The 25,934-nt window shown below is 47.2% G+C and carries 25 protein-coding genes; 9 read left to right on the top strand and 16 right to left on the bottom strand.

The annotated features are described in order from the left end of the window. Nucleotides 1-111: 111 nt before the first annotated feature. Together rpsU and ABNS04_RS00370 are read right to left on the bottom strand one after the other, a co-directional pair. Nucleotides 112-327: a 30S ribosomal protein S21 gene (rpsU, locus tag ABNS04_RS00375; protein WP_006954239.1), complete on the bottom strand. Its 216-nt coding sequence runs from the start codon at nucleotides 325-327 to the stop codon at nucleotides 112-114. 86 nt (nucleotides 328-413) lie between these two features. Continuing rightward, the gene (locus ABNS04_RS00370) at nucleotides 414-1,133 is read right to left on the bottom strand and encodes a PilZ domain-containing protein (protein ID WP_348671150.1); all 720 of its coding nucleotides are present in this window, start codon (nucleotides 1,131-1,133) and stop codon (nucleotides 414-416) included. Nucleotides 1,134-1,336: 203 nt separating this feature from the next. Between ABNS04_RS00370 and ABNS04_RS00365 the strand changes: the two genes are divergently transcribed. Beyond that, nucleotides 1,337-2,755 carry a serine/threonine-protein kinase gene (locus ABNS04_RS00365; RefSeq protein WP_348671149.1) on the top strand — a complete coding sequence of 473 codons (1,419 nt, stop codon included), beginning with the start codon at nucleotides 1,337-1,339 and terminating at the stop codon, nucleotides 2,753-2,755. On the opposite strand, the gene tgt is transcribed toward ABNS04_RS00365, so the two are convergent. From tgt to metK, 13 genes are all read right to left on the bottom strand, one after another. Then, the gene (gene tgt, locus ABNS04_RS00360; RefSeq protein ID WP_006954242.1) at nucleotides 2,731-3,846 is read right to left on the bottom strand and encodes a tRNA guanosine(34) transglycosylase Tgt; all 1,116 of its coding nucleotides are present in this window, start codon (nucleotides 3,844-3,846) and stop codon (nucleotides 2,731-2,733) included. The two genes, ABNS04_RS00365 and tgt, sit on opposite strands and share 25 nt — an antisense overlap. Nucleotides 3,847-3,866: 20 nt before the next feature. After that, entirely contained in the window at nucleotides 3,867-4,916 is a 1,050-nt protein-coding gene (queA, locus tag ABNS04_RS00355; protein ID WP_272978681.1) for a tRNA preQ1(34) S-adenosylmethionine ribosyltransferase-isomerase QueA, read from the bottom strand. A 99-nt stretch (nucleotides 4,917-5,015) separates the two neighbouring features. Continuing rightward, nucleotides 5,016-5,912 (bottom strand): hypothetical protein, encoded by an 897-nt coding sequence (locus ABNS04_RS00350; RefSeq protein WP_272978680.1) that lies wholly within the window; start codon nucleotides 5,910-5,912, stop codon nucleotides 5,016-5,018. Then, nucleotides 5,909-6,535, bottom strand: coding sequence for a hypothetical protein (locus ABNS04_RS00345; protein ID WP_272978678.1), 627 nt, complete (start codon nucleotides 6,533-6,535; stop codon nucleotides 5,909-5,911). Before ABNS04_RS00345 ends, ABNS04_RS00350 begins: the two co-directional genes overlap by 4 nt. After that, the gene (locus ABNS04_RS00340) at nucleotides 6,528-7,079 is read right to left on the bottom strand and encodes a sigma-70 family RNA polymerase sigma factor (RefSeq protein ID WP_006954246.1); all 552 of its coding nucleotides are present in this window, start codon (nucleotides 7,077-7,079) and stop codon (nucleotides 6,528-6,530) included. Before ABNS04_RS00340 ends, ABNS04_RS00345 begins: the two co-directional genes overlap by 8 nt. A 117-nt stretch (nucleotides 7,080-7,196) precedes the next feature. Then, nucleotides 7,197-8,465, bottom strand: a complete 1,269-nt coding sequence (locus ABNS04_RS00335; protein WP_006954247.1) for an inorganic phosphate transporter — start codon at nucleotides 8,463-8,465, stop codon at nucleotides 7,197-7,199. Between the two features lie 13 nt (nucleotides 8,466-8,478). Further along, entirely contained in the window at nucleotides 8,479-9,159 is a 681-nt protein-coding gene (locus tag ABNS04_RS00330) for a TIGR00153 family protein (protein ID WP_006954248.1), read from the bottom strand. Between the two features lie 290 nt (nucleotides 9,160-9,449). Next, entirely contained in the window at nucleotides 9,450-10,232 is a 783-nt protein-coding gene (locus ABNS04_RS00325) for a DUF481 domain-containing protein (protein ID WP_272978675.1), read from the bottom strand. Between the two features lie 65 nt (nucleotides 10,233-10,297). Then, nucleotides 10,298-11,362 carry a class II fructose-bisphosphate aldolase gene (gene fba, locus ABNS04_RS00320; RefSeq protein ID WP_006954250.1) on the bottom strand — a complete coding sequence of 355 codons (1,065 nt, stop codon included), beginning with the start codon at nucleotides 11,360-11,362 and terminating at the stop codon, nucleotides 10,298-10,300. Between the two features lie 28 nt (nucleotides 11,363-11,390). Next, nucleotides 11,391-12,572, bottom strand: coding sequence for a phosphoglycerate kinase (locus tag ABNS04_RS00315; RefSeq protein ID WP_272978674.1), 1,182 nt, complete (start codon nucleotides 12,570-12,572; stop codon nucleotides 11,391-11,393). 32 nt (nucleotides 12,573-12,604) lie between these two features. After that, a complete protein-coding gene (gene epd, locus ABNS04_RS00310) occupies nucleotides 12,605-13,615 on the bottom strand; it encodes an erythrose-4-phosphate dehydrogenase (protein ID WP_272978672.1) in 1,011 nt (336 codons plus the stop codon). 12 nt (nucleotides 13,616-13,627) lie between these two features. Continuing rightward, nucleotides 13,628-15,613, bottom strand: a complete 1,986-nt coding sequence (gene tkt / locus ABNS04_RS00305; protein ID WP_272978670.1) for a transketolase — start codon at nucleotides 15,611-15,613, stop codon at nucleotides 13,628-13,630. Nucleotides 15,614-15,726: 113 nt separating this feature from the next. Then, nucleotides 15,727-16,872: a methionine adenosyltransferase gene (metK, locus tag ABNS04_RS00300; protein WP_272978668.1), complete on the bottom strand. Its 1,146-nt coding sequence runs from the start codon at nucleotides 16,870-16,872 to the stop codon at nucleotides 15,727-15,729. 128 nt (nucleotides 16,873-17,000) lie between these two features. Between metK and ABNS04_RS00295 the strand changes: the two genes are divergently transcribed. From ABNS04_RS00295 to ABNS04_RS00270, 6 genes are all read left to right on the top strand, one after another. After that, nucleotides 17,001-17,750, top strand: a complete 750-nt coding sequence (locus ABNS04_RS00295; protein ID WP_272978666.1) for a 16S rRNA (uracil(1498)-N(3))-methyltransferase — start codon at nucleotides 17,001-17,003, stop codon at nucleotides 17,748-17,750. An 11-nt stretch (nucleotides 17,751-17,761) separates the two neighbouring features. Continuing rightward, the gene (gene gshB / locus ABNS04_RS00290; RefSeq protein WP_272978665.1) at nucleotides 17,762-18,712 is read left to right on the top strand and encodes a glutathione synthase; all 951 of its coding nucleotides are present in this window, start codon (nucleotides 17,762-17,764) and stop codon (nucleotides 18,710-18,712) included. 51 nt (nucleotides 18,713-18,763) lie between these two features. Beyond that, a complete protein-coding gene (locus ABNS04_RS00285) occupies nucleotides 18,764-19,321 on the top strand; it encodes a YqgE/AlgH family protein (protein ID WP_006954257.1) in 558 nt (185 codons plus the stop codon). Continuing rightward, the gene (gene ruvX, locus ABNS04_RS00280; protein ID WP_272978663.1) at nucleotides 19,318-19,725 is read left to right on the top strand and encodes a Holliday junction resolvase RuvX; all 408 of its coding nucleotides are present in this window, start codon (nucleotides 19,318-19,320) and stop codon (nucleotides 19,723-19,725) included. The genes ABNS04_RS00285 and ruvX overlap by 4 nt, the downstream gene beginning before the upstream one ends. 67 nt (nucleotides 19,726-19,792) lie before the next feature. Further along, the gene (locus tag ABNS04_RS00275; protein WP_006954259.1) at nucleotides 19,793-20,083 is read left to right on the top strand and encodes a hypothetical protein; all 291 of its coding nucleotides are present in this window, start codon (nucleotides 19,793-19,795) and stop codon (nucleotides 20,081-20,083) included. Next, complete coding sequence (locus ABNS04_RS00270; RefSeq protein ID WP_272978662.1) at nucleotides 20,083-21,081, top strand: hypothetical protein; 999 nt, start codon at nucleotides 20,083-20,085, stop codon at nucleotides 21,079-21,081. The genes ABNS04_RS00275 and ABNS04_RS00270 overlap by 1 nt, the downstream gene beginning before the upstream one ends. Nucleotide 21,082: 1 nt before the next feature. Here the strand turns inward: ABNS04_RS00270 and ABNS04_RS00265 are convergent, their stop codons facing one another. Further along, on the bottom strand, nucleotides 21,083-22,486 hold the full coding sequence (locus ABNS04_RS00265) for a PhoH family protein (protein WP_272978661.1): 1,404 nt from the start codon (nucleotides 22,484-22,486) through the stop codon (nucleotides 21,083-21,085). Between the two features lie 135 nt (nucleotides 22,487-22,621). On the opposite strand from ABNS04_RS00265, the gene rapA reads away from it, so the two are divergent. Both rapA and ABNS04_RS00255 read left to right on the top strand, forming a co-directional pair. Further along, complete coding sequence (gene rapA, locus ABNS04_RS00260; RefSeq protein ID WP_348671148.1) at nucleotides 22,622-25,276, top strand: RNA polymerase-associated protein RapA; 2,655 nt, start codon at nucleotides 22,622-22,624, stop codon at nucleotides 25,274-25,276. After that, nucleotides 25,276-25,932, top strand: a complete 657-nt coding sequence (locus tag ABNS04_RS00255; protein WP_272978659.1) for a pseudouridine synthase — start codon at nucleotides 25,276-25,278, stop codon at nucleotides 25,930-25,932. Before rapA ends, ABNS04_RS00255 begins: the two co-directional genes overlap by 1 nt. Nucleotides 25,933-25,934 lie beyond the last annotated feature (2 nt).

The raw sequence follows: 25,934 nt of genomic DNA, 5'->3' as shown, positions 1-25,934 counted from the left end.
CAAACACGAAAGCCGCGTCGCTTAGGACACGGCTTCCAACACGTAACTTAACGAATTAAGTCTAAGTGCAAGCTGCGAAAAGTGAATATCGCTGTCTGCTACTCGTGTATCTTAGTACAAACGAGTGCGACGCGCGTTCTCGCGAGCCAATTTCTTGGCATGACGCTTAACTGCTGCAGCTTTTTTGCGCTTACGTTCTGCTGTAGGCTTTTCATAATGTTCGCGACGACGAACTTCAGACAGAACACCTGCTTTTTCACAAGAGCGCTTAAAGCGACGCAGTGCTACGTCAAACGGCTCGTTTTCTTTCACTTTAACGACTGGCATTAAAACATCACCTCGGAAAAAATTATCTATGTTGTTTAAAAAATAACCGCAAGGGTTTAATTGGTGGTGAATTGTACCGAGTGAAACTAGACTTGTAAAGTGTTATTCGAATATGAATCATTGGATTGATCATTATTGATCAAACGATCGATCGCATTTTGATGACTCACTAAATGGTATAAAACCTCCTCACACTCCGCCACGCTCAATTCGCACTTTATTCCAACGTGCCATACATTCGGTCGGTGCTCTTGAAGTAAACGGATTCGACCGCTTAACGACCAACGCTGCTGATCGTCCCTACCAATATGCAGTTTTACATCGCGATCACAGAGATCGCTCATCATGCTAGGCAATTGCTGAGTCGTTTCGAAGCCCATACCTCCGCGCCCAATATCAACAATGCTTCCATTAATATAGGGAAAATGGTTCGCAACCTGCAGTTGCGCAGGGTAATCAATACCCACTCGCGGGGACTGGCGTAAAGAACGAGCAATACCTTGCTCCGGATAACTCATAAACAACAGTTTTTCCGGGAAATGAGTCGCGTGTATTAAGCTGACATGCGCTGCGATCATTTCGCCCTCATCTGAAATCAACTTAAGGCGTAAATTCTCGCTTTCCTTGATGGCGGGTAGCACTTTCTCCCAACGCGCTTGATAACCCAGTCCTAAAATCAGGTACTGAGGGTATTGTTGACCTAACAACGTGACAGAAAAAACAAAAGGTTCACCGGCAAACGTACCACTTAACTCAACCTTTTGATTAAAAGTTGGTACAATTTTATGACTGATCTTATCTAGCATTTTTATAATTAATTTTTATTGTTATGAGATCAGCATAGCGTAAAGTTGACAATTGTTAAGCTAAACACACATAAATTTTTTATGACGTCAATTAACGCCAAACTACCATAACATACGTCAAGTCAACGTCTCTGATTGCCCGGCTGATAACTCTGTCTGTACACTCAAAACAGGTAAAACCTAATAGATTAAGGATTTTTGATTTGGACGAAGCTTCGACCAATACAAAAAATGGCCTACAATTTCCGTACTCAATTCCCGAGCGTTTTCGTTGTCGTGATTTTTTGGGTAGCGGAGGTAGTGGCGTTGTTTTTAAAGCGTGGGACGAGCTACTCCAACGAATGGTTGCCATCAAGTTCATCAAGAATCCAACTTTTCTTTCTCGGCAACGACTTGTCGCAGAAGCCCGAGCCTTAGCCAAGTTGAACCACCCATCGCTATGCGGTGTTTATGATGTGGGCGAACCTTCTGAAGATCACTCTTCTCTTTATATGGTCATGGAGCTGATTGAGGGTCCCCGAGTGACCGAGCTTGCTGGTCAGCTGAGTATTAACGATGCGGTCAAACTGGTATTGCAGTTGGCTGAGGGAGTCAGCCATATGCACAGCGAAGGCCTTGTTCATAACGACATAAACCCCACTAATGTCATTGTTAAATACGACTCGAGTGACGAATCGATTCCAACACTAATTGACCTTAGTATTGCAGGACGCGCATCATCCAACCGTCACAAAGGCTTTGGTGTCAGCCCGCTATTTTCAGCTCCGGAACAACGCGGAAGTGAACCCAATACTAGCGGGCGTTCAAAAGCAGTAGATATTTATGGGTTGGGTGCGCTGCTGTTTTTCCTAGTCACGGGTCAAGCCCCCTCTGACGAACCCCAGCGCCAGCTCAAACAATACGCTGATCGCTGCCCGGCTCGCCTGCGCAATATTATACTTAACTGTTTGCACCGCGATCCAAACGAGCGCACCAGCAGCGCACAACTATTAGCACAACAATTAACTGATTACCGATACCGCCGTTTTCCATGGCTGGTGCCGACATCAGTCACCTTACTCGTATCCTCACTCGTCGCAACGATCGCGATCAGTATCATGCACTATCATTTCGCTGATAGTGCAACGGCTGAGCACACCGAAGTGGTCGAAGCAGGTAGTCATATTGAGCAGGCGCTTGCCCATAGTCACTACGCTCGAGAACTGATAGAGAGCAATCAACTGGAACGGGCAAAGCAACAGTCGTTACTCGCCTTAAACTACTTTAAGAGCTCTTTTAAAGAGCAACAACATAGCACATCGGTTGCTGCTGAGATGACAGAGTTGCTCGTCGCCATTGCACCTTTGCTCAGTCGTTCGGAAATGAATGCCTTATTACTCGAGACCACGACTTACTTAGAGAGTGAAAAGCCCGAGGAACGCACTGCAAAATATCATTTAGCTCTGGCACGACTCTATCATCAGCTTACGCTATTGCAGCAAGACAAACCGAAACAAGCCGAGCAGTGGGAGCGCGAATCATTGCGAGCCGCCGCGCGCGCTCTCGCAATGAAACCTAATTCGCAGGAGATCAGAAGCTTTTTCACCCAACTGGATGCTCAGTCAAGCGAAGGAACCGATTGACCGCGAGCGGCATAAAATGCATTTACATAATCGTCAAACGTTCCTGCATCAAGCGCATCTCGCATGCCTTGCATCACGCGTTGGTAAAAATGTAGGTTATGAATTGTATTCAGACGCGCACCTAGCATTTCATTAGTACGATCCAAGTGATGTAGATAAGCCCGTGAGTAGTTTTTACAGGTATAGCAATCGCACTGCTCATCGAGTGGTGAGGTGTCATTGCGGTGCACCGCATTACGGATTTTAATGACACCCGTTGACACAAACAGATGACCATTACGTGCGTTACGCGTTGGCATCACACAATCAAACATATCAATACCACGGCGCACTGATTCAACCAGATCCTCCGGCTTACCAACGCCCATCAAATAACGAGGCTTATGTTCAGGCATTTTTGGCGCAGTGTGCTCAAGAATACGCATCATATCTTCTTTAGGCTCGCCAACGGAAAGACCACCGACAGCATAACCATCAAAACCGATATCGGTGAGTCCTTCCAACGAGATATCACGCAGTTCTTCGTACATTCCGCCTTGGATAATACCAAATAATGCAGCATCGTTGCCTTCATGCGCAGCTTTTGAACGTTGAGCCCAACGCAAAGACAGCTCCATTGATTTACGCGCCTCTGCTTGAGTCGCTGGATACGGCGTACACTCATCAAAAATCATGACAATATCAGAACCCAACTCACGCTGAACTTGCATGGATTTTTCCGGCGTTAGCAAAATTTTCTCGCCGTTGATAGGCGAACGGAAAGTCACACCCTCTTCATCGATTTTGCGCAGTTCACCTAGACTAAAGACCTGAAAACCACCGGAGTCCGTTAAAATCGGCTTATCCCAGTTCATAAAATCGTGGAGGTCACCATGTTGCTGAATCACTGACGTACCTGGACGGAGCATTAAGTGGAACGTGTTACCCAAACAAATCTGAGCGCCAGTCGCCTCGACCTCTTCCGGTGTCATACCCTTGATGGTGCCCAGCGTACCTACCGGCATAAATGCAGGCGTCTCAACGGTACCGCGCTCAAACACCATACGCCCTCGACGCGCGCGCCCTTGAGTTTTATCTAGTTCAAATTTCATCATTACTACAGTCTCAATTCTTATCGTAAAATTAGCATCGAATCGCCATAACTAAAAAAGCGATATTTTTCATCAATCGCCTGTTGATAGGCGTTCATAATCAATTCTTTACCGGCAAATGCGGATACCAACATAATCAAGGTGGATTCAGGTAGATGAAAGTTTGTTACCAAGCCATCAATGACCTTAAATTCATAACCGGGATAAATAAAGATATCCGTATCATCAAAAAATGGAGCAATAAGTTCGTCAGTAGCCTGCGCCGCCGACTCAAGTGAACGCACCGACGTGGTTCCTACAGCAATTACACGTTTGCCCGCTTGCTTCACCTTTTTAATTTGCTCGCATACCTTAGTATCGACTTTGGCATATTCGCTATGCATAACGTGTTCTTCAATCGAATCGACACGCACAGGTTGGAACGTTCCGGCTCCAACATGCAAAGTTACATAACCGAATTCGACGCCTTTATCCTTAAGCTGCTGCAAAATGGCGTCATCGAAGTGCAGTCCAGCCGTCGGAGCAGCCACTGCACCTGGCTCTCGGTTATAAACGGTTTGATAACGCTCTTTGTCAGATTCTTCGTCCGGACGATCGATATAGGGTGGGAGGGGCATATGGCCATGTGCTTCGAGTAACTCAAGAACGGTCTCCTGATGATTAAACTCAAGCTCAAACAACGCATCATGGCGTGCCAACATCGTTGCTTTTACCGCTCCTTCGAGTAAAAACTCGGCACCTGGCTTAGGTGCGCGATTGGCTCTTACATGCGCTAAAACCCGACTGTCATCTAACATTCGCTCAACAAGCACTTCAACTTTGCCACCCGATGTCTTCTCTCCCAATAAACGGGCAGGGATGACGCGAGTGTCGTTGAATACGAGTAAATCACCCGCTTCCAGTTGATCCACAATATCCGTGAATTGACCGTGTTCAATACGGCTTTGTTGAGCTAAAACTCGCAACATACGACTTGCTGTACGTTGTTGCTGAGGATATCGAGCAATAAGTTCGTCGGGTAAGTCAAAGCTAAAGTCGCTGACTTTTAAACCCTCTGACGCATATGACATGTTCCGTAAAATCCGCTGTTTCTATCAAGTGCGCGAATTTTACTCGAAACAGGGCAGCCTGTCACGGCTGCCGCATAGGAGAATAGAACACAGAGCCGACTAAAATTTATATTTCTGTGCCTGTTCTAGTAAATCAGCAGGCTCACTTTCACATGCATCGATCGCTGATTTTTCAAAAACATAAATATTGTCTAAACGCTTTTTGTCACTAACAGACGCATCACGAATGACCAAACTCACCTGTTCGCTGTCTGGTAGAGACTTCAGTGTAATACCGTAATCACATAAAACGCGAGTGAAAACCTGCTCGATAGCTTCAATACTTTTTTCTTGCGTGAGCAGTCTCTCTTTTTGCACCTTTTCTTGCTTTGCTTTTAGCGTTTTTTTCATTTCGTTCAGCTCGATATCAAGCTGCTTTTGTTGAGCTTTGAGCTCAGCTAAGCGCGCCTCAAGTTCCTCCTTCTGCGTATTCATCTCAGCTTTTGACGCTTTATCCTGCACATCACGCTGAAACTCAATGTCTCGAAGCTCTCGATTCAAGTCGCGCACTTCCCAAGCAAGTTCTCGCTTTTGTTCAACGAGCTCAAACCACTCATCTGAATATTCGCCACTAAACTGACTTAATACGCGGTGTGCCGTGCGTAGACCTTCTTCAACGACCCGATCCAGCTGGAGATCCTTAGCAAAACCACTCATCTCCGGCATTTCCGGCGGCATAGGTGGTTCTGGTACGTCCGGGGCTACAATACGCCATGGCATGCGTGCTGAACGAACAAAAAACACCACCCCCTGACCTCTAAGATAAGTGAACTCGACATCGTCCAGTCGTGAACTCTCTGTGCCGTCTTGTTGCTTAGCCGCCGTCGTCAAAATATCTTTGAAAATTTCAATTTGATTCTTCAGTCCTTGATGATCAGCTTCTTGTGCAATGCTCGCGGTCGCAGGCAACATCAGTGCACTGGCGATACTGAGCGATAATAACCAACGTTTCATCATTGATTCTCCTCTTTTAATAGAATCGGTTGCTGCGCAACTTGGCGCAATTGCGCGGTATAAAAATTTAAATCCTCACTGCGCGTTTCATTCATGTACTCAACTAATTGACTCATATCGTCTTTTCGTTCGGCACGATTCGTTGCCATTATATAAGTTGCGAGCTGGGCGGTTGACGTTGATAATTGCTCTCTAAAATTAGCTCGCAGCGCCTTTTCCTGCTTAGCTAATGCAATATTCTGTTGCTGTTCAAATACACTGAGCTTTTGCTCCACCACAGCAGCTACGCGTTCATCAAACTGTGCCGTTAATTGCTGTTTAACCACAAGCACAGACACCATCGCAAGTGCAGCACAGGAGAACGCAAACGAGGCAAAGCTCCACGGGTTCGCCCAGCGGTTTACTCTTGGCTGTGGACCTGTTCCCTGGCGATTCCAATCAGGCACGCGTTCACCTTGGTAGCCGTCGGCTTGCTGTTGCATCCAGCGTATCGACTGCATGCGTTTATGTAATTCGGGTGCATGAGTAGCTAACTGCTCCGCTAGCTCTTGTTCAGCCGACTTTGATAGGTGCCCATCTAGCCATTGCTCGAACTGTAATTCGTAATTCGATTCGTAGTTAGCCATTAATTACCTCCAGCTCACGCTTTAACTTCTCGACTCCGCTATACAGCCGTGACTTAATCGTATTTTCTGACTCTTGCAACTGCGTTGCGATAGCGCGTGTCGTAAGATGTTGAAAAAACTTCAATTCAACTACCATGCGTTGCGCTAATGGTAGCGCTCTAATCGCTTTGACCAACGCAGCTTCTTGTTGTTGATCACTCAGTTCCGGTTCTGGCTGACCAAAAGTAGACTCGTCTATCAGATCCGTTTGTAGCTCATTGTCTAGCACATCAATGTGCCTACGGCGGTAGAACTCAACGCATCGACGATGAGCAATGGTCATTAACCACGGCTTAAATTTATCATCTTGATTCCAGTCTTTAAGACTTCGAAAAACGCTACTAAAGGTGTCTTGAAGTAAATCAAATGCGTCATCGGGACTCGGCAACATGCGTACGCCGTAGTGATAGACCAGCTTCTCGTATCGCTTTACCAAGTCGACCCACGCGGATTGATTACCTTTGAGCGCTTGACTGACGAGCTTTTTATCGCTTTTTTTAAACACTCGTGCTTCCATTGCTTTTGGTTTAGTAATTAAGTCGATAGTGGCTGGAAAAAAGTTTTAATGAAAGCAAAAAAAAAGCTCGCGGCTAAGCGAGCTTCTTCTCAGGAACACGAGGAGTTAAGCGGCAAAGATGCCTTTTAACATGTAGAAGAACATGATGGACATAATCGCACCGGCGGGTAAAGTCACCACCCAAGAAACCACGATGTTACGTACAACACCTAGGTTCAACGCAGCGATACCACGCGCCATACCTACACCCAACACGGCACCGACGAGGGTTTGGGTCGTCGAAATTGGTAAGCCTGTGCCTGATGCCAGCACGACCGTCGAAGCCGCCGCCAATTCTGCAGCAAAACCGCGACTTGGCGTGAGGTGTGTAATGCCTTTACCGATGGTCGCAATTACACGTTTACCCAGCATCGCGAGACCTGCAACAATACCGAATGCACCAAGTGGCAAGATCCACCATGCAAGCTGTGCTTTGCTCGCAATTTCACCACCACTTGAGACAACACTTACAACCGCTGCAAGAGGTCCAATGGCGTTAGCAACATCGTTTGAACCATGAGCAAATGCCATCGCACAGGCCGTTACAACCATAAGCACCGCAAACACTTTCTCCACATTGGTGTAGTGCATATCTTTATCGGCCGACTCTTTAAACTTCAGGCGTCCAATCGCAACTTTACCAATGAAGAAGACTACGATCGCTATACCAATCGCCCATGCAAAACCTTCAGCCGTACCCATACCGAGTCCAACGTGCTTAAGACCCTTTTTGATGGTTACCAATGATAAGACAAACCCAGCTAAAGCCATGTAAAAAGGTACATATCGTTTAGCGCGCTTGAGGGGATCCTCTTGGTCAAAAATAAGCTTCTGCGCACTCATAAAGATCAAATACGCAATAAAGCCGGATATCGCGGGTGTAATAACCCAACTACCGACAATCCCTCCAACTTTACCCCAAGAAACAGCGTCAACACTGACGCCAACGGCAGCAAAACCAACGATAGCACCAACGATTGAGTGGGTTGTCGATACTGGCCAGCCAAGAAACGAGGCAATTAGAAGCCAAACACCGGCGGCTAATAGTGCCGAGATCATACCGAAGACAAGGAGCTCGGGCTGGTCGACAAAGTAAGCTGAGTCAATAATACCTTTACGTATCGTTGAGGTCACTTCGCCACCGGCTAGGTAGGCACCTGCGAACTCGAAAATCATCGCGATGAGGATAGCTTGTTTAATCGTAAGCGCTTTAGAACCGACTGAAGTTCCCATTGCGTTTGCAACGTCATTAGCGCCCACACCCCATGCCATGAAAAAACCGAACACGCCGGCCATGACAATCAGAATTAAGCCGTAAGAACTGATAATATCCATTGATAGCTCCCGTTTAGACTCGCGCTAACATCAATTCGAAGCGTGCGCCTACACGTTCAGACAGGTCGGCTAAATCACCTACCCAATCGAGAATACGATACAAAAACATTGCATCGAGCGGATTCATGTCGTTTTCAACTTGACGGAATTGCTGACGTAATTTGACCTGCAACTCATCAGTATCCGCTTCAATTTCGTCGAGCTCTTTAATGAAATTATCAACTAAAGTACGCTCACGTCCGCGGAAACCAGTTTCCAAAAGGTCATCGAATTCACCAATGGTGTCACGTGCTTTTGCAACTGCATCAATACACCGGTTTAGATAGCTGTTAAAGCCCTCAACCAAATGTGCAGGAATTTGTAATTGGCGCCCTGTGATAAGGCCAGAGATATCTTTCGCTTTGTTAGCGATACGATCTTGCTGAGAAACTAACTCTAGTAGGTCAGTCCGCTCAACGGGCATGAAAAGTCCGCCGGGGAGGTTCAAACGGATATCACGTTTTAGCTTATCCGCCGCTTGTTCAAGCGTTACAATACGTTTACGCTGTTCTTCAGCAGCGTCCCAGTCGCCCTTATAAACCGCTTGAAAGAAGTCTTTCAATGACTCCGCACAACGATGTACTTCATCGATATGTTCAATCATCGGTTTAATAGGTGACTTTGCGAATACACCTAAAAACGAATTTACAGACATAACAGGTCCTTGGATTTTAGCCGATGTTAGCTGGCGCGAATAGTAACTAAATCGCCCCCTAAATAAAACCGCTAACAACCGATATAACCTTGATTTAAGCAGACGTTGAATAGAGAACTATGCAATCGCCCGATTATGCTGAGCAACGATACTGTCTACTCACCTAGTCTCCAAAGTAGACTAATTATCGTTATGTGGAAAATATACTACAAAAATATGACACAAATATGACAAAGCCTCTTCCAGTAAAACTGAAAGAGGCTTTTTTTATATTAATCGGCTGAACGAGTTTAGAACGTATAAACAACAGTTACCGCGGTCTCAGTGTCGAGGTTTTCAATGTCCTCATTCGCAACTTCAGAGTTGTGAGTGCCCGATACCGACACTTTTAGCGCCAACGATGAGTTGATATTGGAAGAAATTGACACCTCAGCTCGGCTTTTCGTGTTTTCTTCACCAATTTCAGAGGAAACTAACGCATTAAAACGCGAGTTTTCTGAAATATCCCACGTCATACTGCCCGCTAAACGTAAGATTGCTGAACCTTCAGCTTCTAGTGGGTTTCGATTTTCATCAACCGGCTTCACACGAGAATAACCCGGACCGACTTCATAGTCAGCATACAGATTTTCGCTGTAGCGATAGCGTGCTCCGTAACCGATAGCTAATGTGCTCTGATACTCATAGCCACTGTATACATCTTCTTCATAGGAGCCGAAGATGAACAATGATGACTTACTGTTTGGCTCAAACTTATAGTTTGATTGCGCCGATAAAAACAAGCGATCTGCTGTCTCGGTTGTTTCACCCGTGTCTTGGTTTTCTTGTTCTGCCGTGTAGTAATCCAAAACACCTTTGTGGCGCCAGTTCCTGATATCCTTTGCGACATTTAGTTTGGCCTTTAAGCTTTCCGTTTCGGTATTACCCGTCGTGAATAACAGACCAAACTCGGCACTTGCTTCCCAAGCCTCTTCCGTTGTCGTATCCATATCCTCGGCATCATCAAACATAAACGTTTGAGCCTGCACACCAAATGGTAAAAGTATACTTGCTACTAATACTGATAAACGCACATTAACCCCACTTTGCATGCGAGCCGGCGCGCCGGCTCGTTCATGAGCACCCGCTCTACTTTACGTTACTTAATGACAGCCTTCAAACTGCCCGCCTCGTACAATTGAAACATTTTTTCCAATGTAATGGGCTTGATTTTGTCTGCTTGACCTTCACAACCAAAAGCTAAGTACCGATCTTCACAGATCTTTTGCATCGCGTCGGTAGCCGCTTGCAAATACTTGCGCGGGTCAAAATTACTTGGATTTTCAGCCAAGTGACGACGCACTGCGCCTGTTGAAGCTAAGCGAAGATCCGTATCAATGTTGACCTTACGAACACCGTTTTTGATACCTTCTTTAATTTGCTCAACCGGCACACCATAGGTTTCTGGTATTTCGCCACCAAATTCATTGATGATTTTCAGCCAGTCCTGCGGTACAGAAGATGAACCGTGCATTACAAGGTGCGTATTAGGAATACGACGGTGAATCTCTTTAATACGGTCAATCGATAAGATGTCACCCGTAGGCGGGCGGGTAAACTTATATGCGCCGTGTGACGTTCCACATGCGATAGCTAACGCATCAACATCCGTCGCAGCAACAAAAGCCGCCGCCTCTTCAGGGTCCGTCAACAATTGGTCATGTGACAGTTTACCTTCAGCGCCGACACCATCTTCTTCACCAGCTTCTCCTGTTTCAAGCGAACCGAGGCAGCCCAATTCACCTTCGACTGATACCCCACACGCATGCGCCATCTCAACGGTTTGCTTAGTAACACGCACGTTATAATCGTAATCCGCTGGCGTTTTACCGTCGTCAAGCAATGAGCCGTCCATCATGACCGAGCTGAAGCCCAACTGAATTGATCGCTGACACACCGCCGGTGACGTACCGTGGTCTTGGTGGACAACCACTGGAATATGAGGCCACTCTTCAACAGCCGATTCTATTAAGTGACGCAAAAAAGGAGCACCGGCATACTTCCGAGCCCCTGCTGAGGCCTGCACAATGACCGGGCTATTGGTTTTATCAGCTGCCTGCATGATCGCGCGCATTTGTTCTAGGTTGTTTACGTTAAAAGCAGGAACGCCGTATCCATTCTCTGCTGCGTGATCAAGTACTTGTCTTAGTGACACAATGGCCATGTAATTCTCCTTAGTTTTCGGCGTGCATTTATGCGTCTTGTGCGCGCTGTTCTAAAATTTCTACCGCGGGTAACTTTTTGCCTTCTAAAAATTCAAGAAATGCGCCTCCACCCGTTGATATATAACTTATCTTATCAGCGATATTAAACTGATCAATCGCAGCGAGCGTATCCCCGCCGCCAGCAATCGAAAAAGCCTCACTGTTGGCTATTGCATTCGCCATTGATTCGGTGCCTTTACTAAATGCCTCAAATTCAAAGACCCCAACTGGACCGTTCCATACGATAGTACCAGCTGCTTTCAGTTTCTCTGCCAGCATTTCTGATGTTTTAGGCCCAACATCAAATACCATATCTGAATCCTTGATCGATTCAACCGCTTTGGTCTCTGCTACTGTATCGGCGCTGAACGCCTGTCCCGTCACAACATCAACAGGCAACGGAATTTCTGCATTCTTTGCTTTGGCGGCCGCCATCAGACGTTGTGCTTCAGGTACTAAGTCTTTCTCGTACAAAGACTTTCCGACATTGTGCCCTTGGGCTGCGATAAAGGTGTTTGCAATACCGCCACCGACGATGAGTTGATCGACAACCGTCGAAAGCGATTCCAACACAGTAAGCTTTGTCGAAACCTTAGAACCGCCAACAATCGCGACCAACGGGCGTTTAGGGTTATCAAGTGCTTTACCGAGCGCATCAAGCTCTGCGGCAAGCAGCGGTCCGGCGCACGCCACAGGCGCATATTTTGCGACGCCATGTGTTGAGGCTTGCGCACGGTGTGCTGTACCGAAGGCATCCATTACAAACACATCACATAAGTTTGCCAATTGCTGAGCTAAAACATCATCGTTCTTTTTCTCGCCCTTGTTGAAACGTACATTTTCAAACACCACCACTTGTCCCTGCGCGACATCGATACCATCAAGGTATTCCTTCGCTAAAGAAACCGGTTGCTCGAGTGCGTCGTTCAAGTAATCTGCTACAGGTGCCATCGAATATTGTTCTTCATACTCGCCCTCTGTCGGACGACCGAGGTGCGACATCACCATCACTTTAGCACCCCTTTCGAGTGCCAATTTAATCGTGGGTAGTGCTGCTCTTAAGCGCGCATCCGAGGTGATCTTTCCATCTTTTACCGGAACATTTAAATCTTCCCGTATCAATACGCGCTTGTTTTGTAAGTCCAAATCAGTCATCGCTATGACAGACATTGAATCCCCTTACTCAGTTGAGTTTTATATAATTATTGCTGTGTCATTAATTCAGTCGTTTCTAACAAACGGTTAGCGAAACCCCATTCGTTATCGCACCAACATAATAGTTTTACCAATCGACGATGACTCACACGCGTCTGGGTTCCATCAACAATGCAAGAGTGCGGGTCATGGTTAAAATCAATCGACACCAAAGGCTCTTCAGTATAGTCGAGTATTGCTCGTAACCCGTTGGAAGCTGCATTTTTTATCAATCGGTTAACTTGTTCACCATCGACATCGGTTTGTAGCGTGACGCTTAAATCCATCGCTGTCACATTTGTAGTTGGAACACGTACCGCGATCGCCTCAAAGCGACCGTGTAAATGAGGCAATATGCGTTCAATCCCGCGTGCTAGCTTTGTATCGACAGGGATAATTGACCGTCCCGCCGCTCGTGTGCGCCTTAAATCAGGATGATAAGCATCGATGACTTGCTGATCATGCATTGCCGAGTGGATCGTAGTGACCGCACCTGATTCAATGCCAAAAGCGTCGTCGAGTAATTTGATCACCGGTACAATGCAGTTCGTTGTACAAGAGCCATTCGATACGATGCGATGCTCAGGCAATAATACATCTTGGTTGACCCCAAAAATGATAGTCGCATCCATATCAGGCGTACCGGGTTGCGAGAACAACACCCGACTCACACCCGCGTTTAAGTAGCGCTCTCCGTCTGCATGGCTGCCAAACACACCCGTACAGTCAACAACGATATCAACGCCGTAAGCTTGCCATTCAACGCGCTCAATTTCGGTTTCGTGGCTCAACTTAATCGTATCGCCGGCAACGGTAAGATCGTCATCAGACAACGTGACTGGAAATTGAAATCGACCGTGAGACGAATCGTACTTCAACAAGTGCGCCATCGACTCCGATGGCGCGGGCTCGTTCACCAAGACAATACTAAAGCGTTGCTGCCAGCCGCGCTCATAGAACGAGCGTAGAAAACTACGCCCGATCCTGCCGAAACCGTTTATTGCGATTCTCTTCGTCAATTCAAACCTCGTTTAGCTCGCCGCGCGAACAACCGCTTCCACGGTAATATCAAAGTGCTCAAAAAGTGCTTTAGCCGGAGCTGACTCACCAAACGAGTTCATACCAATCACAGTGCCGTCTAAGCCAACGTATTTACGCCAATAATCAGCAATACCGGCTTCAACTGCAACGCGCTTACGAACTGCTGAAGGTAGTACGTGCTCGCGGTATTCGGCGTCCTGCTCATCAAATACATCCGTGGATGGCATCGAAACAACACGGACATTCATACCTTTTGCAGCCAATTGTTCATGTGCTGCAACTGCTAAGTCGACCTCGGAACCCGTCGCAATCAAAATACAGTCTGGTGTGCCATCACAATCTTTCAGGATATAACCACCACGGCTAATGTTATTCAGTTGCTCGGCATCGCGTGTTTGCTGCTGCATACCCTGACGGCTAAACACCAACGCCGTTGGTTTATCGTTGCTTTGCAACGCACTGCGCCAAGCAACCGCGGTTTCGACTGCATCACACGGGCGCCAGCAATTGAGGTTAGGTGTTAAGCGCAGATTAGCCAATTGCTCAACAGGCTGGTGAGTCGGTCCGTCTTCGCCTAAACCGATTGAGTCGTGGGTGTAAACAAAAATCGAGGGCTGCTTCATTAAGGCGGCCATACGCACTGCGTTGCGCGCATATTCCATAAACATTAAGAAGGTTGCACCGTAAGGCTTGAAGCCACCATGCAGCGTAATTCCATTCATTATCGCCGACATCGCAAACTCACGCACCCCGTAAAACACATAGTTTCCGCTCGCGTCGTCAGCTGTCACACCTTTAGCGCCCTGCCATAAGGTTAGATTAGACCCTGCTAAGTCAGCCGAACCACCAAGCAGTTCAGGTAGCTTTGGACCCACCTCATTCAATACATTTAACGACGCTTTGCGTGTTGCGAGGTTTTCAGGGTTCGCTTGCAATTGTTCAATGTAAGCCTGCAACTCGTTTTCAAAATCGCCAGGCAACTCACCCGCTAAGCGACGTTTAAGCTCTGCAGCAAGTTCTGGGTAAGCTTGTTCATAAGCCGTCCAATGCTTATTCCACGAGGCCTCAATCGCATCACCCTTGTCTTTTGCATCCCACGCTTGATACACATCCTGTGGGACTTCGAAGCGATCATACGACCAATTCAATTGCTTGCGAGCGAGTGCAATTTCGTCATCACCTAATGGCGCGCCGTGGCAACTTTCTTGCCCTTGCTTATTAGGCGAGCCAAAACCAATAACGGTTTTACAAATAATTAATGTCGGGCGCTGCGTTTCGCTACGTGCGCTTTCAATCGCCTGTTTAATGGCATCGGCATCATGTCCATCAACATCACGAATCACATGCCAGTTATATGATTCAAAGCGTTGTGCAGTATCGTCTGTAAACCAGCCTTCGACTTCACCATCAATCGAGATACCGTTATCGTCGTAAAATGCGATGAGCTTGCCTAAGCCAAGTGTACCTGCCAATGAGCAAGCCTCATGAGAAATGCCTTCCATCAAGCAACCATCGCCCAAAAAGGTATAGGTGAAGTGGTCAACTACATTATGTTCATCACGGTTAAACTGTGCCGCCAGAGTTTTTTCCGCTAACGCCATACCGACAGCATTTGCGATGCCTTGACCCAAAGGCCCTGTCGTTGTCTCGATACCCGGCGTATAACCATACTCTGGATGGCCAGGGGTTTTCGAATGTAACTGACGGAATTGCTTAATGTCGTCAATGCTAAGGTCGTAACCTGTTAAATGAAGCAACGAGTAGATGAGCATCGAGCCATGACCGTTGGACAGCACAAAGCGGTCGCGGTCGGCCCAACTGGGGTTATTTGGGTTGTGCTTTAAATAATCTCGCCATAATACTTCAGCGATATCTGCCATGCCCATTGGCGCCCCAGGGTGACCTGAGTTGGCTTGTTGGACGGCATCCATACTTAGAGCACGGATAGCGTTGGCGAGATGACGACGTTCAGACATGAAAAACCCCCGATTGGTGACACGCAATTAGATGAACCATAGTTGGTGCGCGTATTGTCCACAATTCGGGGGCTTCAAGCAAATTTATGGGCGAAAAATTCAACACCCGTAAATTAGATATCCTGCTTTAATGCATCGGCTTTATCAGTTTTTTCCCATGGAAATTCCTCTCGCCCAAAGTGCCCGTAGGTCGACGTAGCACGATAAATAGGCCGTTCCAGATCAAGCATCTGAATTAAACCGTAAGGACGCAAGTCAAAATGACGGCGTACTAGCGCTATCAACTTCTCTTCACTGTGTTGCGAAGTACCAAAGGTATCAATACTGATTGATGTTGGCTCAGCAACGCCAATTGCATATGACACCTGAATTTCGCAGCGTTCCGCCAGGCCTGCGGCAACGAGGTTTTTCGCCACGTAACGTGCCGCGTATGCGGCGCTGCGGTCAACCTTCGATGGATCTTTGCCCGAGAACGCGCCGCCACCGTGACGCGCCATGCCACCGTAGGTATCCACAATAATTTTGCGCCCCGTCAAACCGCAGTCACCCATCGGGCCGCCAATCACGAATCGGCCGGTTGGGTTAATGTGGAACTTAGTATCATGGCTAACCCATTGCTCGGGGAGTACTGGCTTAATGACTTCTTCCATCACGGCTTCACGCAATGTGGCTTGGTCAATATCTTCACGGTGTTGGGTCGAAAGCACTACCGTATCAATTGCCACCGGTTTACCATTCTCGTAAACAAACGTCAGCTGGCTTTTGGCATCAGGACGTAACCAATCGAGCGTGCCATTTTTACGCATCTCTGACTGACGCTGAACAATGCGGTGCGCATAGGTAATGGGGGCTGGCATTAATACCGAGGTTTCATTAGATGCATAGCCAAACATCAAACCCTGGTCACCCGCGCCTTGCGCTTCAGGCGATTCACGATCTACGCCTTGATTAATATCTTGGCTCTGCTTACCAATCGCGTTTAGTACCGCGCAAGAGTTGGCATCAAAACCCATGTCCGAATGTGTGTAACCGACATCACGGATGGCTTGACGGGTTAAATCTTCAATATCGACCCAAGCTGAAGTGGATATTTCCCCGCCCACTAATACCATGCCAGTTTTGACATAGGTTTCACACGCCACACGGGCGCGGATATCTTTTGCTAAAATTGCATCCAGTACGGCATCAGAAATCTGGTCCGCAATTTTATCAGGATGGCCCTCTGAAACCGATTCAGAAGTAAATAGGTGACGTGACATATGCCTACCATTCCTTTATTTTGATTAAAATAACTAGTACTGACGGCGTAATTTAACCGATCAATAAAAAAATTTCTACTTCTAGACGTCCAAAAGTCTGTTCATAGATAAGGATTCAATTAAGTCGTATGAGAGTTCCACGCATTTTTCATCCCGAGCCACTCATGGTCAACAGCACCGTATCGCTCAGTGATGACGCCTTTCAACACACCATCAAAGTGCTTCGCATGCAAGAAGGTCAGGCGCTTGAGTTGTTTTGTAACGATGAGTTTAATTACCCAGCAGTACTCACTTCAGTCGCCAAGAAAAGCGCGCAAGTTGAAATTATTGGTGCCCAACTCAACAACACCGAGTCTCCTCTATTCGTTCACCTAGGTCAGGTCGTTTCGCGCGGAGACAGGATGGATTTCGCCCTACAGAAATCAGTGGAACTCGGTGTTAATGCCATCACTCCGCTGTTCAGCGAGCGCTGCGGTGTAAAATTAAACGGTGATCGACTTGAGAAGAAACAACAACAATGGCAGAAAATTGTCATTTCTGCTTGTGAGCAATCCGGTCGCAGTCATGTCCCTACCGTGCTTCCCGCGGTGTCAGTGGATGACTTTGTACAGACACCTTTTGACGGTTTACGCTTAACTCTCGATCCCTATGCGCAGGTACCTCTCAATCAGATTCAAGGCGCTCGCACAGCCCAACGCATCCAATTGATCATTGGTCCTGAAGGAGGCTTCACTGATATTGAGGTAGAGCACGCGCGTAACAACAGCTTTAAACCGATTCGTTTAGGACCACGTATTCTGCGAACAGAAACCGCTGCGATGACTGCTTTAGCAGCCATACAGTATGAATTTGGTGATCTCAACGCCAGCAACGAATAAGGAAGATACCCATGAAGTTAGCCATGATTATGGATCCCATTGCGCAGGTAAAAACGGAAAAAGATACCAGTTTCCGACTGTTGCTCGAAGCACAGGCGCGCGGTTACCAAAGTTACTATATTGAAATGGCCGACCTGCTCATTGACTCAGGTCGACCTTACGCTATGGCACGCAAAGTCACCGTCAAAGATCAAAAAACGGACTTTTATCAGTTGGGCGATGTCGAGAAGCTGCCATTAGGTGAGTTCGATGTCATCATGATGCGCAAAGATCCGCCCTTCGATAGCCAGTTTCTTTATGCGACTCATATTTTTGATTTAGCTGAGGCGGAAGGTGCGCTTGTCGTTAATAATCCGCAAAGCCTGCGAGATTGTAATGAAAAGCTTTATACCAGCTGGTTTCCTGAGTTTATCACCGACAGCCTAGTATCAGCCAATGCTGAGCAGCTTAAGGCGTTTCACAAAAAGCACGGTACCGTCATTCTTAAGCCGCTCGACGGAATGGGTGGCGCGTCGATATTTAAAGTTAACGAAGACGGTGCGAATTTAGGTGTCATCATCGAAACATTGACCGAAAAAGGTCAACGTTATGCTATGGCACAAAAATATCTGCCAGAGATCAAGGACGGCGATAAGCGTATACTGATTATTAATGGCGAACCGGTACCTTACGCATTGGCACGAATTCCGTCTGCAGGAGAAACTCGAGGTAACTTAGCGGCCGGTGGCAGCGGACGACCGCAACCTTTGAGCGAGAGTGACGAACGCATCGCGCGTGCCATCGGCCCCACACTTAAACAAAAAGGTTTATACCTCGTTGGTCTCGATGTCATTGGCGAACGTATTACAGAAATCAATGTGACCAGTCCAACATGCATGCGAGAAATCGAAAACGCCTACGACATCAATATCGCGGCGCAACTCTTCGCAGCTATCGAGCAGGATCTAAAGCAACGCCGTTGAAATTACTGAATAAGCCCCGATATAAGTCGTATCGTGAGTGAGGAGTGCTTTATGGAAAGCTTACAAAACCATTTTTTAATTGCAACACCGAGCATGAATGACCCGCTGTTTCGTCGCAGTGTGACTTATATCTGCGAACACAACGAAGACGGTGCGATGGGGCTGATCATTAATCAACCTGCAGAGCTAACGGTTAACTCGTTGCTCGACAAACTTGAAATTGTTTATCCGGATAGCGCAGATAGCCTTAAAGGTCCAGTCTATCAGGGCGGACCTGTGGGCCAAGAGCGAGGGTTCGTGATTCACCCGCCACAACAAAACTGGCGTAGTAGTCTCAAGTTGAGTGATGAGATTATGGTCACCACTTCGCGTGACATTTTAGAGGCATTGGGTTCCTCCGCGGCGCCGTTACAATTTCTGCTAACGCTTGGATATGCGGGTTGGGAAGCTGGCCAGCTGGAGCAAGAGCTGGCTGAAAATTCGTGGTTAGCTATCCCTGCGGATCCTGAGATATTGTTTAATACACCGACTAATCAACGTTGGGAAAAAGCCACCGAGCAACTCGGTTTTGATATTTGGAAGCTCGGACCCGATGTAGGTCACGCATGACAGTTGTCGGGTTTGATTTTGGCACCAAAAGTATTGGCGTTGCGGTGGGTCAGTCGATAACGGGCACCGCCTCTATTTTAAAAGCACTCAAAGCTCAGGACGGTATTCCAAACTGGAGTGCTGTCGAACAACTGCTCAAAGAGTGGCAGCCTGAACGTGTCGTCGTTGGCCTACCACTTAATATGGATGGCACGGAGCAACCGCTCACGCAACGCGCGAAAAAGTTTGGCAATCGTATTCACGGTCGTTTTAATGTCCCCGTTGTCTTTCAAGACGAACGTTTAACGTCCACCGCTGCTCGAGAAGCGCTGTTTGAACGCGATGGCTATCGCGGCTTGGAAAAAGGCAAAGTCGACAGTGCTGCGGCGTTGCTCATTGTTGAGGATTATCTTCGTGCATTGTAGTCATGTTGCCAAATCAGGATAATTCGTTATAGTGATGATTAAAAAGTAGAATGCTTGGGAGAAGGCTGTGCTAGGCAACGAAGAACCATTTTCTGTCACAGGTAACACCATTTTATTGCGCAACGAAAATAAAAAGTTGCTACTGGTAACTGGTGACCGTTATAAAAACATTTTAGTTTCGCGCACAGGCGTGGAGATGAGCGACTGGAACGCTGAACGCCGTCCTGGCGTGCGCGTCGTTTCACTTCATGAACTATTCAAACGCGACAAAACGTATTTCTTTATTAGAGCGGGCGGCGTTGAGTATCAAGTCGACTTAAAGTTTGAAGAAAGTCCAATTACCGAAATGAAGTTCTAATGAAAAAGCTATCTGATGAGAGAACATACCTGTCCGCTTGGGGTGCAGTCATTGTTCTCTCAACAGTTCTGCTTGTTAGCAGTGTCCCCAAAGTTTTTGCTCAACAAACAGCTTTCGAGAAAACATCCCGTGACGGCGATATTTTATTTTCCTACCAATGGAATCTTCCCAACGGAAAGCTCACACAGCTTAGTTTCAGTGTTAATCAACGCGAGTTCTTAAAACCGTTTGCAACATTTCGGAGTTACGACCGAAAGCGCGCACTTCGTGAGCTTAATTATCAAGTTAATCAGTATATACAGCGCCAACGTTGGTATGGTGTCGAAGCGACGCTGTCCCCCCGACAAGAGAAATTAACATTATCAATGCGCGAAGCACGAACGGCACCGTTACAACAACGTTACCAACAGCAACTGACAAAGACACAACAATTTTTTAATCAGCAATGGCGAGACTATTTATCGGCAAATTACTATCGCAAATTGTCGCTTCCATTGGGAGAAACGGGCATCGTTCCAGATGCTGTTACTATTGCCGAGAAAACTCAATCACTTCTCAGAACGCTGGTTGTCGCTATCGGGAACGAACTTAAAGACAACAGTCGACGCAGCTACACCAACTACGTTGGCCATTTTGTTCAGTCGATTCCTTATGACAGTCTCAGCAGCAAGCTATCAAGCCGTGGAGATGGCTTCACGCCACCTAATTACCTTCTTCTCAACAATCGAGGTGAATGTGACAGTAAAGTCAGCCTCACGCTAGCCTTACTAAAAGAGATTATCCCCGAAGCAAGAATGATCATTGTTTATTTGCCAAAACATGCGATTTTTGGCATTCAAATGGCAAAGCAAGCAAACGATATAACCTTGATGCACAACGGAACCGAATTCGTTCTCATGGATGTCGCAGGGCCCGCCGTGTTACCAGCGGGCCAACTCTCCAGTGATGTTCAGTTTCTTGTCAACACTGGGCAGTATACGGTTATCAAAGGCAACTAAGCTATAGGTGCTCCTCTGCATACTCTGCCAGACTACTTCTTACCACACCGTTTAGATTAATGGTCGCACTACCTGGATAATCTTTGAAGCGCTCTACGATAAAGGTGAGTCCTGAGGTGACAGCAGTTAAGTAATAACTATCAATCTGCGCCAAATTGCCCGACACGACCAGTTTCGTATTCTCACCACAACGGGTAATTATTGTTTTTAGCTGTGATGCGGTTAAGTTTTGTGCTTCATCAAGTATGACCACCGCATTTTGAATACTGCGACCACGCATGAAGTTTAATGACTTGAACTGGATATTCGCTTTCGTCATGATGTAATTTAGACTCGAGTCCATGCTCTCATCATTCTTGTGCAATACTTCAAGAGAATCCGTTATAGCTGATAACCAAGGCGCCATTTTTTCTTCTTCGGTACCTGGCAAGAAGCCTATCGACTCAGCAATCTCAGGCGTATTGCGCGTAACAATTATTTTTTCGTAGATTCCCTTTTCGACCACCATTTCTAATGCCGCAGCAAGCGCTAATAGCGTCTTACCACTACCCGCGGGGCCGGTCAAAATAACCATGTCTAAGCTTGTATCAAGTAGCGCGTGCATCGCCATCGCTTGATATATATTCTTAGGGTGAATCCCCCACGCGCTGTAACCCATTAAGCGCTCATGTCCCAAATCCATCAGCGTTACAGAGGTATCGTCAAAGGTGTCCACCCGAGCTGCGAAGTGCTCTGTTTCATCGATAAAATATTCGTTGTAGAAGATTTGCGGCATGTGTTCGCGCGAGACCGTATGATAGGCATCTCGCCCCTCTTGCAACGTACTGACATCACCCACTTGTTGCCAAAAGTCCCCTTCAAACTGATAGAAACCTTTCGTCAATAAGCGAATATCATCAATTAATTGGTCTGTGCGATAATCCTCAACATGTTTTACACCCGCACCTTTGGCTTTTAGGCGCATATTGATATCTTTTGTCACCAAAGTGACCGTGCTACCCGCAAACGTAATTTGCAGTTCTAACGCCACTTGAATAATACGGTGATCATTTTCATTGAGCGCCAAAGCAGACGCACTTTGCTTCAACTCGTAGTCAGGGAAAATAGCTAATGTGCCGCTCGCTTGATGGTCGCCACTTAACTGCGTCAAAGGGACACCTTTAACTATCTGCTCAGGTGTTGCATCCTTCAACACCTCCTCCAACGAACGAATCGCAACACGCGCATCTCGGCTCACGTCTTTATTGCGATCCTTAATATTATCTAACTCTTCTAGCACGACCATAGGAATAACGACGTTATGCTCATCGAAGCTGAGAAAAGCGAGAGGATCATGCAATAGAATATTGGTATCTAAAACGAAGTACTTAGTAGCTTGGGAGGTTTGACTAACATTTGCGGTCATAGCGTACACCTTTTGTTATCGTTTGATTAAAGCTTAGACCAAAATTCGTGACACAGGGATGACAGTCGCATTGTTTTTTTCTAATCTCCCCATTACTATTGCCGACCTTTAAAGTTAGCGCATAGGAAGGACGAAGTGAGCGAGTTTAGTTTAGGGCAACGTTGGTTAAGCGAAACTGAAACAGATTTAGGCCTTGGCGTAGTCACAGCCGTGGATGGACGCCAGGTATCAGTGATGTTCCCTAGCACCGGGGAAACACGAATGTACGCTAAATCCGACGCACCTCTCGCTCGATTTGTGCTGAATGAAGGACAAGAAGCAACACATGCTGATCAATGGCGTTTTATCGTCACCGAGGCGAAAGAGCATCAAGGGTTAGCCATCTATTTCGGTGAACGCGAAGACTCAGGCGAAGAGGTGATGGTGCCAGAGTCCCAGTTGGCTCATCAAATTGATACCAATCCAGCATTAACGCGCTTTATTGCAGGGCAAGCCGACCGCCACGATCTGTACCTTCTGCGCATGCAAGGTCAACAACAATTAGCGCGCTGGCAACAAAGCCCTGTCGCGGGTCTCCTAGGCGCACGTGTGAATCTGTTAGCGCACCAGTGTTACGTCGCATCAACCGTGGCGAACCGCTACCATCCTCGAGTTATGCTCGCTGACGAGGTCGGCTTAGGAAAAACCATCGAAGCGGGCATGATCATCAAGCGCCAGCATGTCACGGGGCGTAGCCAACGCATACTAATTGCCGTACCCGATAGCCTCCGTCACCAATGGCTTGTTGAGATGAAACGCCGATTTGCGCTTGATTTCAGTGTGTTTGATGAAGCCAGAATCCGAGAAGCGCAACTCGATAGTGATAATCCATTTTCTACTGAACAATTAGTGATTATCAACAACAAAATCCTACACGATGAACAGTGGCATGACGCACTCATGGGTGCCGAATTTGACATGTTGGTGGTCGACGAAGCCCATCACCTTAATGACAGTACACCGGGCTATGAACACTTTGCTCAGCTAGCGAAAGCCATTCCAGGCTTATTGTTATTAACCGCAACACCCGAGCAAGAAGGTAACGAAGGACACTTTAAGCGTTTGCAGTTACTTGACCCAGACCGCTTTAACGATTTTAGCGCGTTTGAGGAGGAGCAAACTCATTATCGCGAACTGGCAGATAAAGCGACGGAGCTTAAAGGAGAGGAACTCGACGAACTCCTTGATGAACACGGCACAGGCCGGGTTATGTTTAGAAACCGCCGTCAAAATGTCGGTGGATTCCCAGCACGTCAATTTCACCCGGTTAAACTACCTGAGCCCGAGGATGACATGCGTGAACCTTGGTGGCTTGGCGACCCCCGTGTGACTTGGCTTATTGACCATATAAAAGGTAACCGGGATGACAAGACGTTGCTTATTTGCCACAGCGCGAAAACGGTAAATGAGCTCGCTGAAGCATTGCGTGTGCTTGAGGGGATAAACGCTGCCGTTTTCCACGAAGGGATGTCATTACTTGAACGCGACCGCGCTGCCGAGTTCTTTGCCGACGATGATAATGGCAGCCCGATTTTATTGTGCTCAGAGATAGGTAGCGAGGGGCGGAACTTTCAGTTTGTGCATCAACTCGTATTATTCGACTTACCTGAAAACCCAGACTTACTTGAGCAACGGATAGGACGCCTTGACCGTATCGGACAAACCCATGATATCGCGATCTACCTGCCGTACACCGAAGATTCCGACGAGGGCATTTTACTGCCTTGGTATCACACGATGAATGCATTCGAACAATGTAACCCCGTCGGACGCCGCATGTATGACGACTTTTCTCAGCAGATTAAAAAGGCTTTGCTAAGCTGCCAGCCGCTTCCGAAAGAAGTGCTGCAGCAGAGTGCAGAGTTACATCAGCAACTCATGTCCGAGGTTGAAGCGGGTCGCGATAAACTACAAGAGTTAAATGCATGCCGTCCAGAACAGGCTGAATCGGTAATCGCGGCTATAGAAGAAAGCAGCGACGTATCAACTCTGGATGAGTTTATGACTACATTCTGGGAGCGCTTTGGTATCGATATCGAAGAACTCGACGAAAACCGAGTGTTCGTTAAACCGAGCGAGCATATGCGCGTCGAGGCTATTCCAGGCCTGCAAGAAGAAGGGATGACCATCACCTTTGACCGCACCACGGCACTTAATTACGAGGATATCGAATTCTTAAGTTGGGACCACCCTCACGTGCAAGAGGCCTTGAATATAGTGACCCAGCAAGACTTCGGTAGCGTCTGCGTTACTAAGCTAAATAATAAAGCGCTGCCTGAGGGCGCCTGGTTCATGGAGGTTGACTTTAGTGCACAGATTAACGCCCCCCAAAGCGCGGTAGCTCAGGAGTTCTTCCCGCTTCAGAACCATCGTATATTGCTTGATAGTCAAGGGCGGGAACTGACGAGCAAAGTGCCACGCGATGCATTAACCAAGCAAGCCGACTTTATGGATAAAAAAACCTCACGGCAAATTTTAAAGCAGTTGCGTGATATCACTAAGTCGCACTTAGAAGTAGCGCGTAGCTCTGCTGAAGCTTGGTTAGAGCAACAAAGCGCTGCTATCGGTTCGCGTATCAGTGAAAACTTAGGAAAGGAACTTGAACGTCTGACCAAACTAAAGCAGCGCAATCCTTCCGTACGCGAATCTGAAATTGAAGCTATCAAAATGCGCCAGCAAACCTTATTAGAAGCGCTAAAACAACCGCAGCTTTCGTTGTTTGCCGTGCGTATTTTGGTCAATCATCACTAATGGCACTGCTTCACTATCAACCACCAACCAACCCTTATCTCAAGATAATACATCGAGATAATGCGTTGGTTGTGGTCGATAAGCCCGCAGGACTGCTTAGCGTACCAGGGAAATTACTCGAACATCGAGATTCCGTTTACACTCGCCTAGCTCGCATATTTCCTGATATCAAGTTAGTACACCGGCTAGATATGGCCACATCGGGTGTGATGGTGTTTGCGCTTGGTAAAGCCGCGCAAAGCCACCTAAGTAGACAGTTTCAACAACGAACTCCAAAGAAAACCTACTTGGCAAAAGTGTGGGGAGCATTGCCCGCTGACAATGGCTGTATCGATTTACCACTTAGCTGCGACTGGCCTAATCGACCGAAGCAACAAGTCGACTTTTTCAATGGCAAGCCCAGTCAAACCTTTTACCGAGTGCTAAAACGTCAAGCTCAGGGATGCACTGTCAAACTATCACCCTACACAGGCCGTTCACATCAGCTACGGGTGCACATGTTGGCATTAAACTGTCCTATTTTAGGTGATAAGTTTTATGCACACTCAGCCGCTTTTCAGGCGGCTGAACGACTGCTCCTACATGCATTTGAACTGCGTATTACACACCCTCAGACCGAGCAAACGCTAACCTTCACCAGCCCCTGCCCGTTTTAGCT

The organism is uncultured Idiomarina sp. (assembly GCF_964010655.1).
GTDB lineage: Bacteria > Pseudomonadota > Gammaproteobacteria > Enterobacterales > Alteromonadaceae > Idiomarina > Idiomarina baltica.
This window is presented reverse-complemented; position numbering and strand designations above follow the sequence as displayed.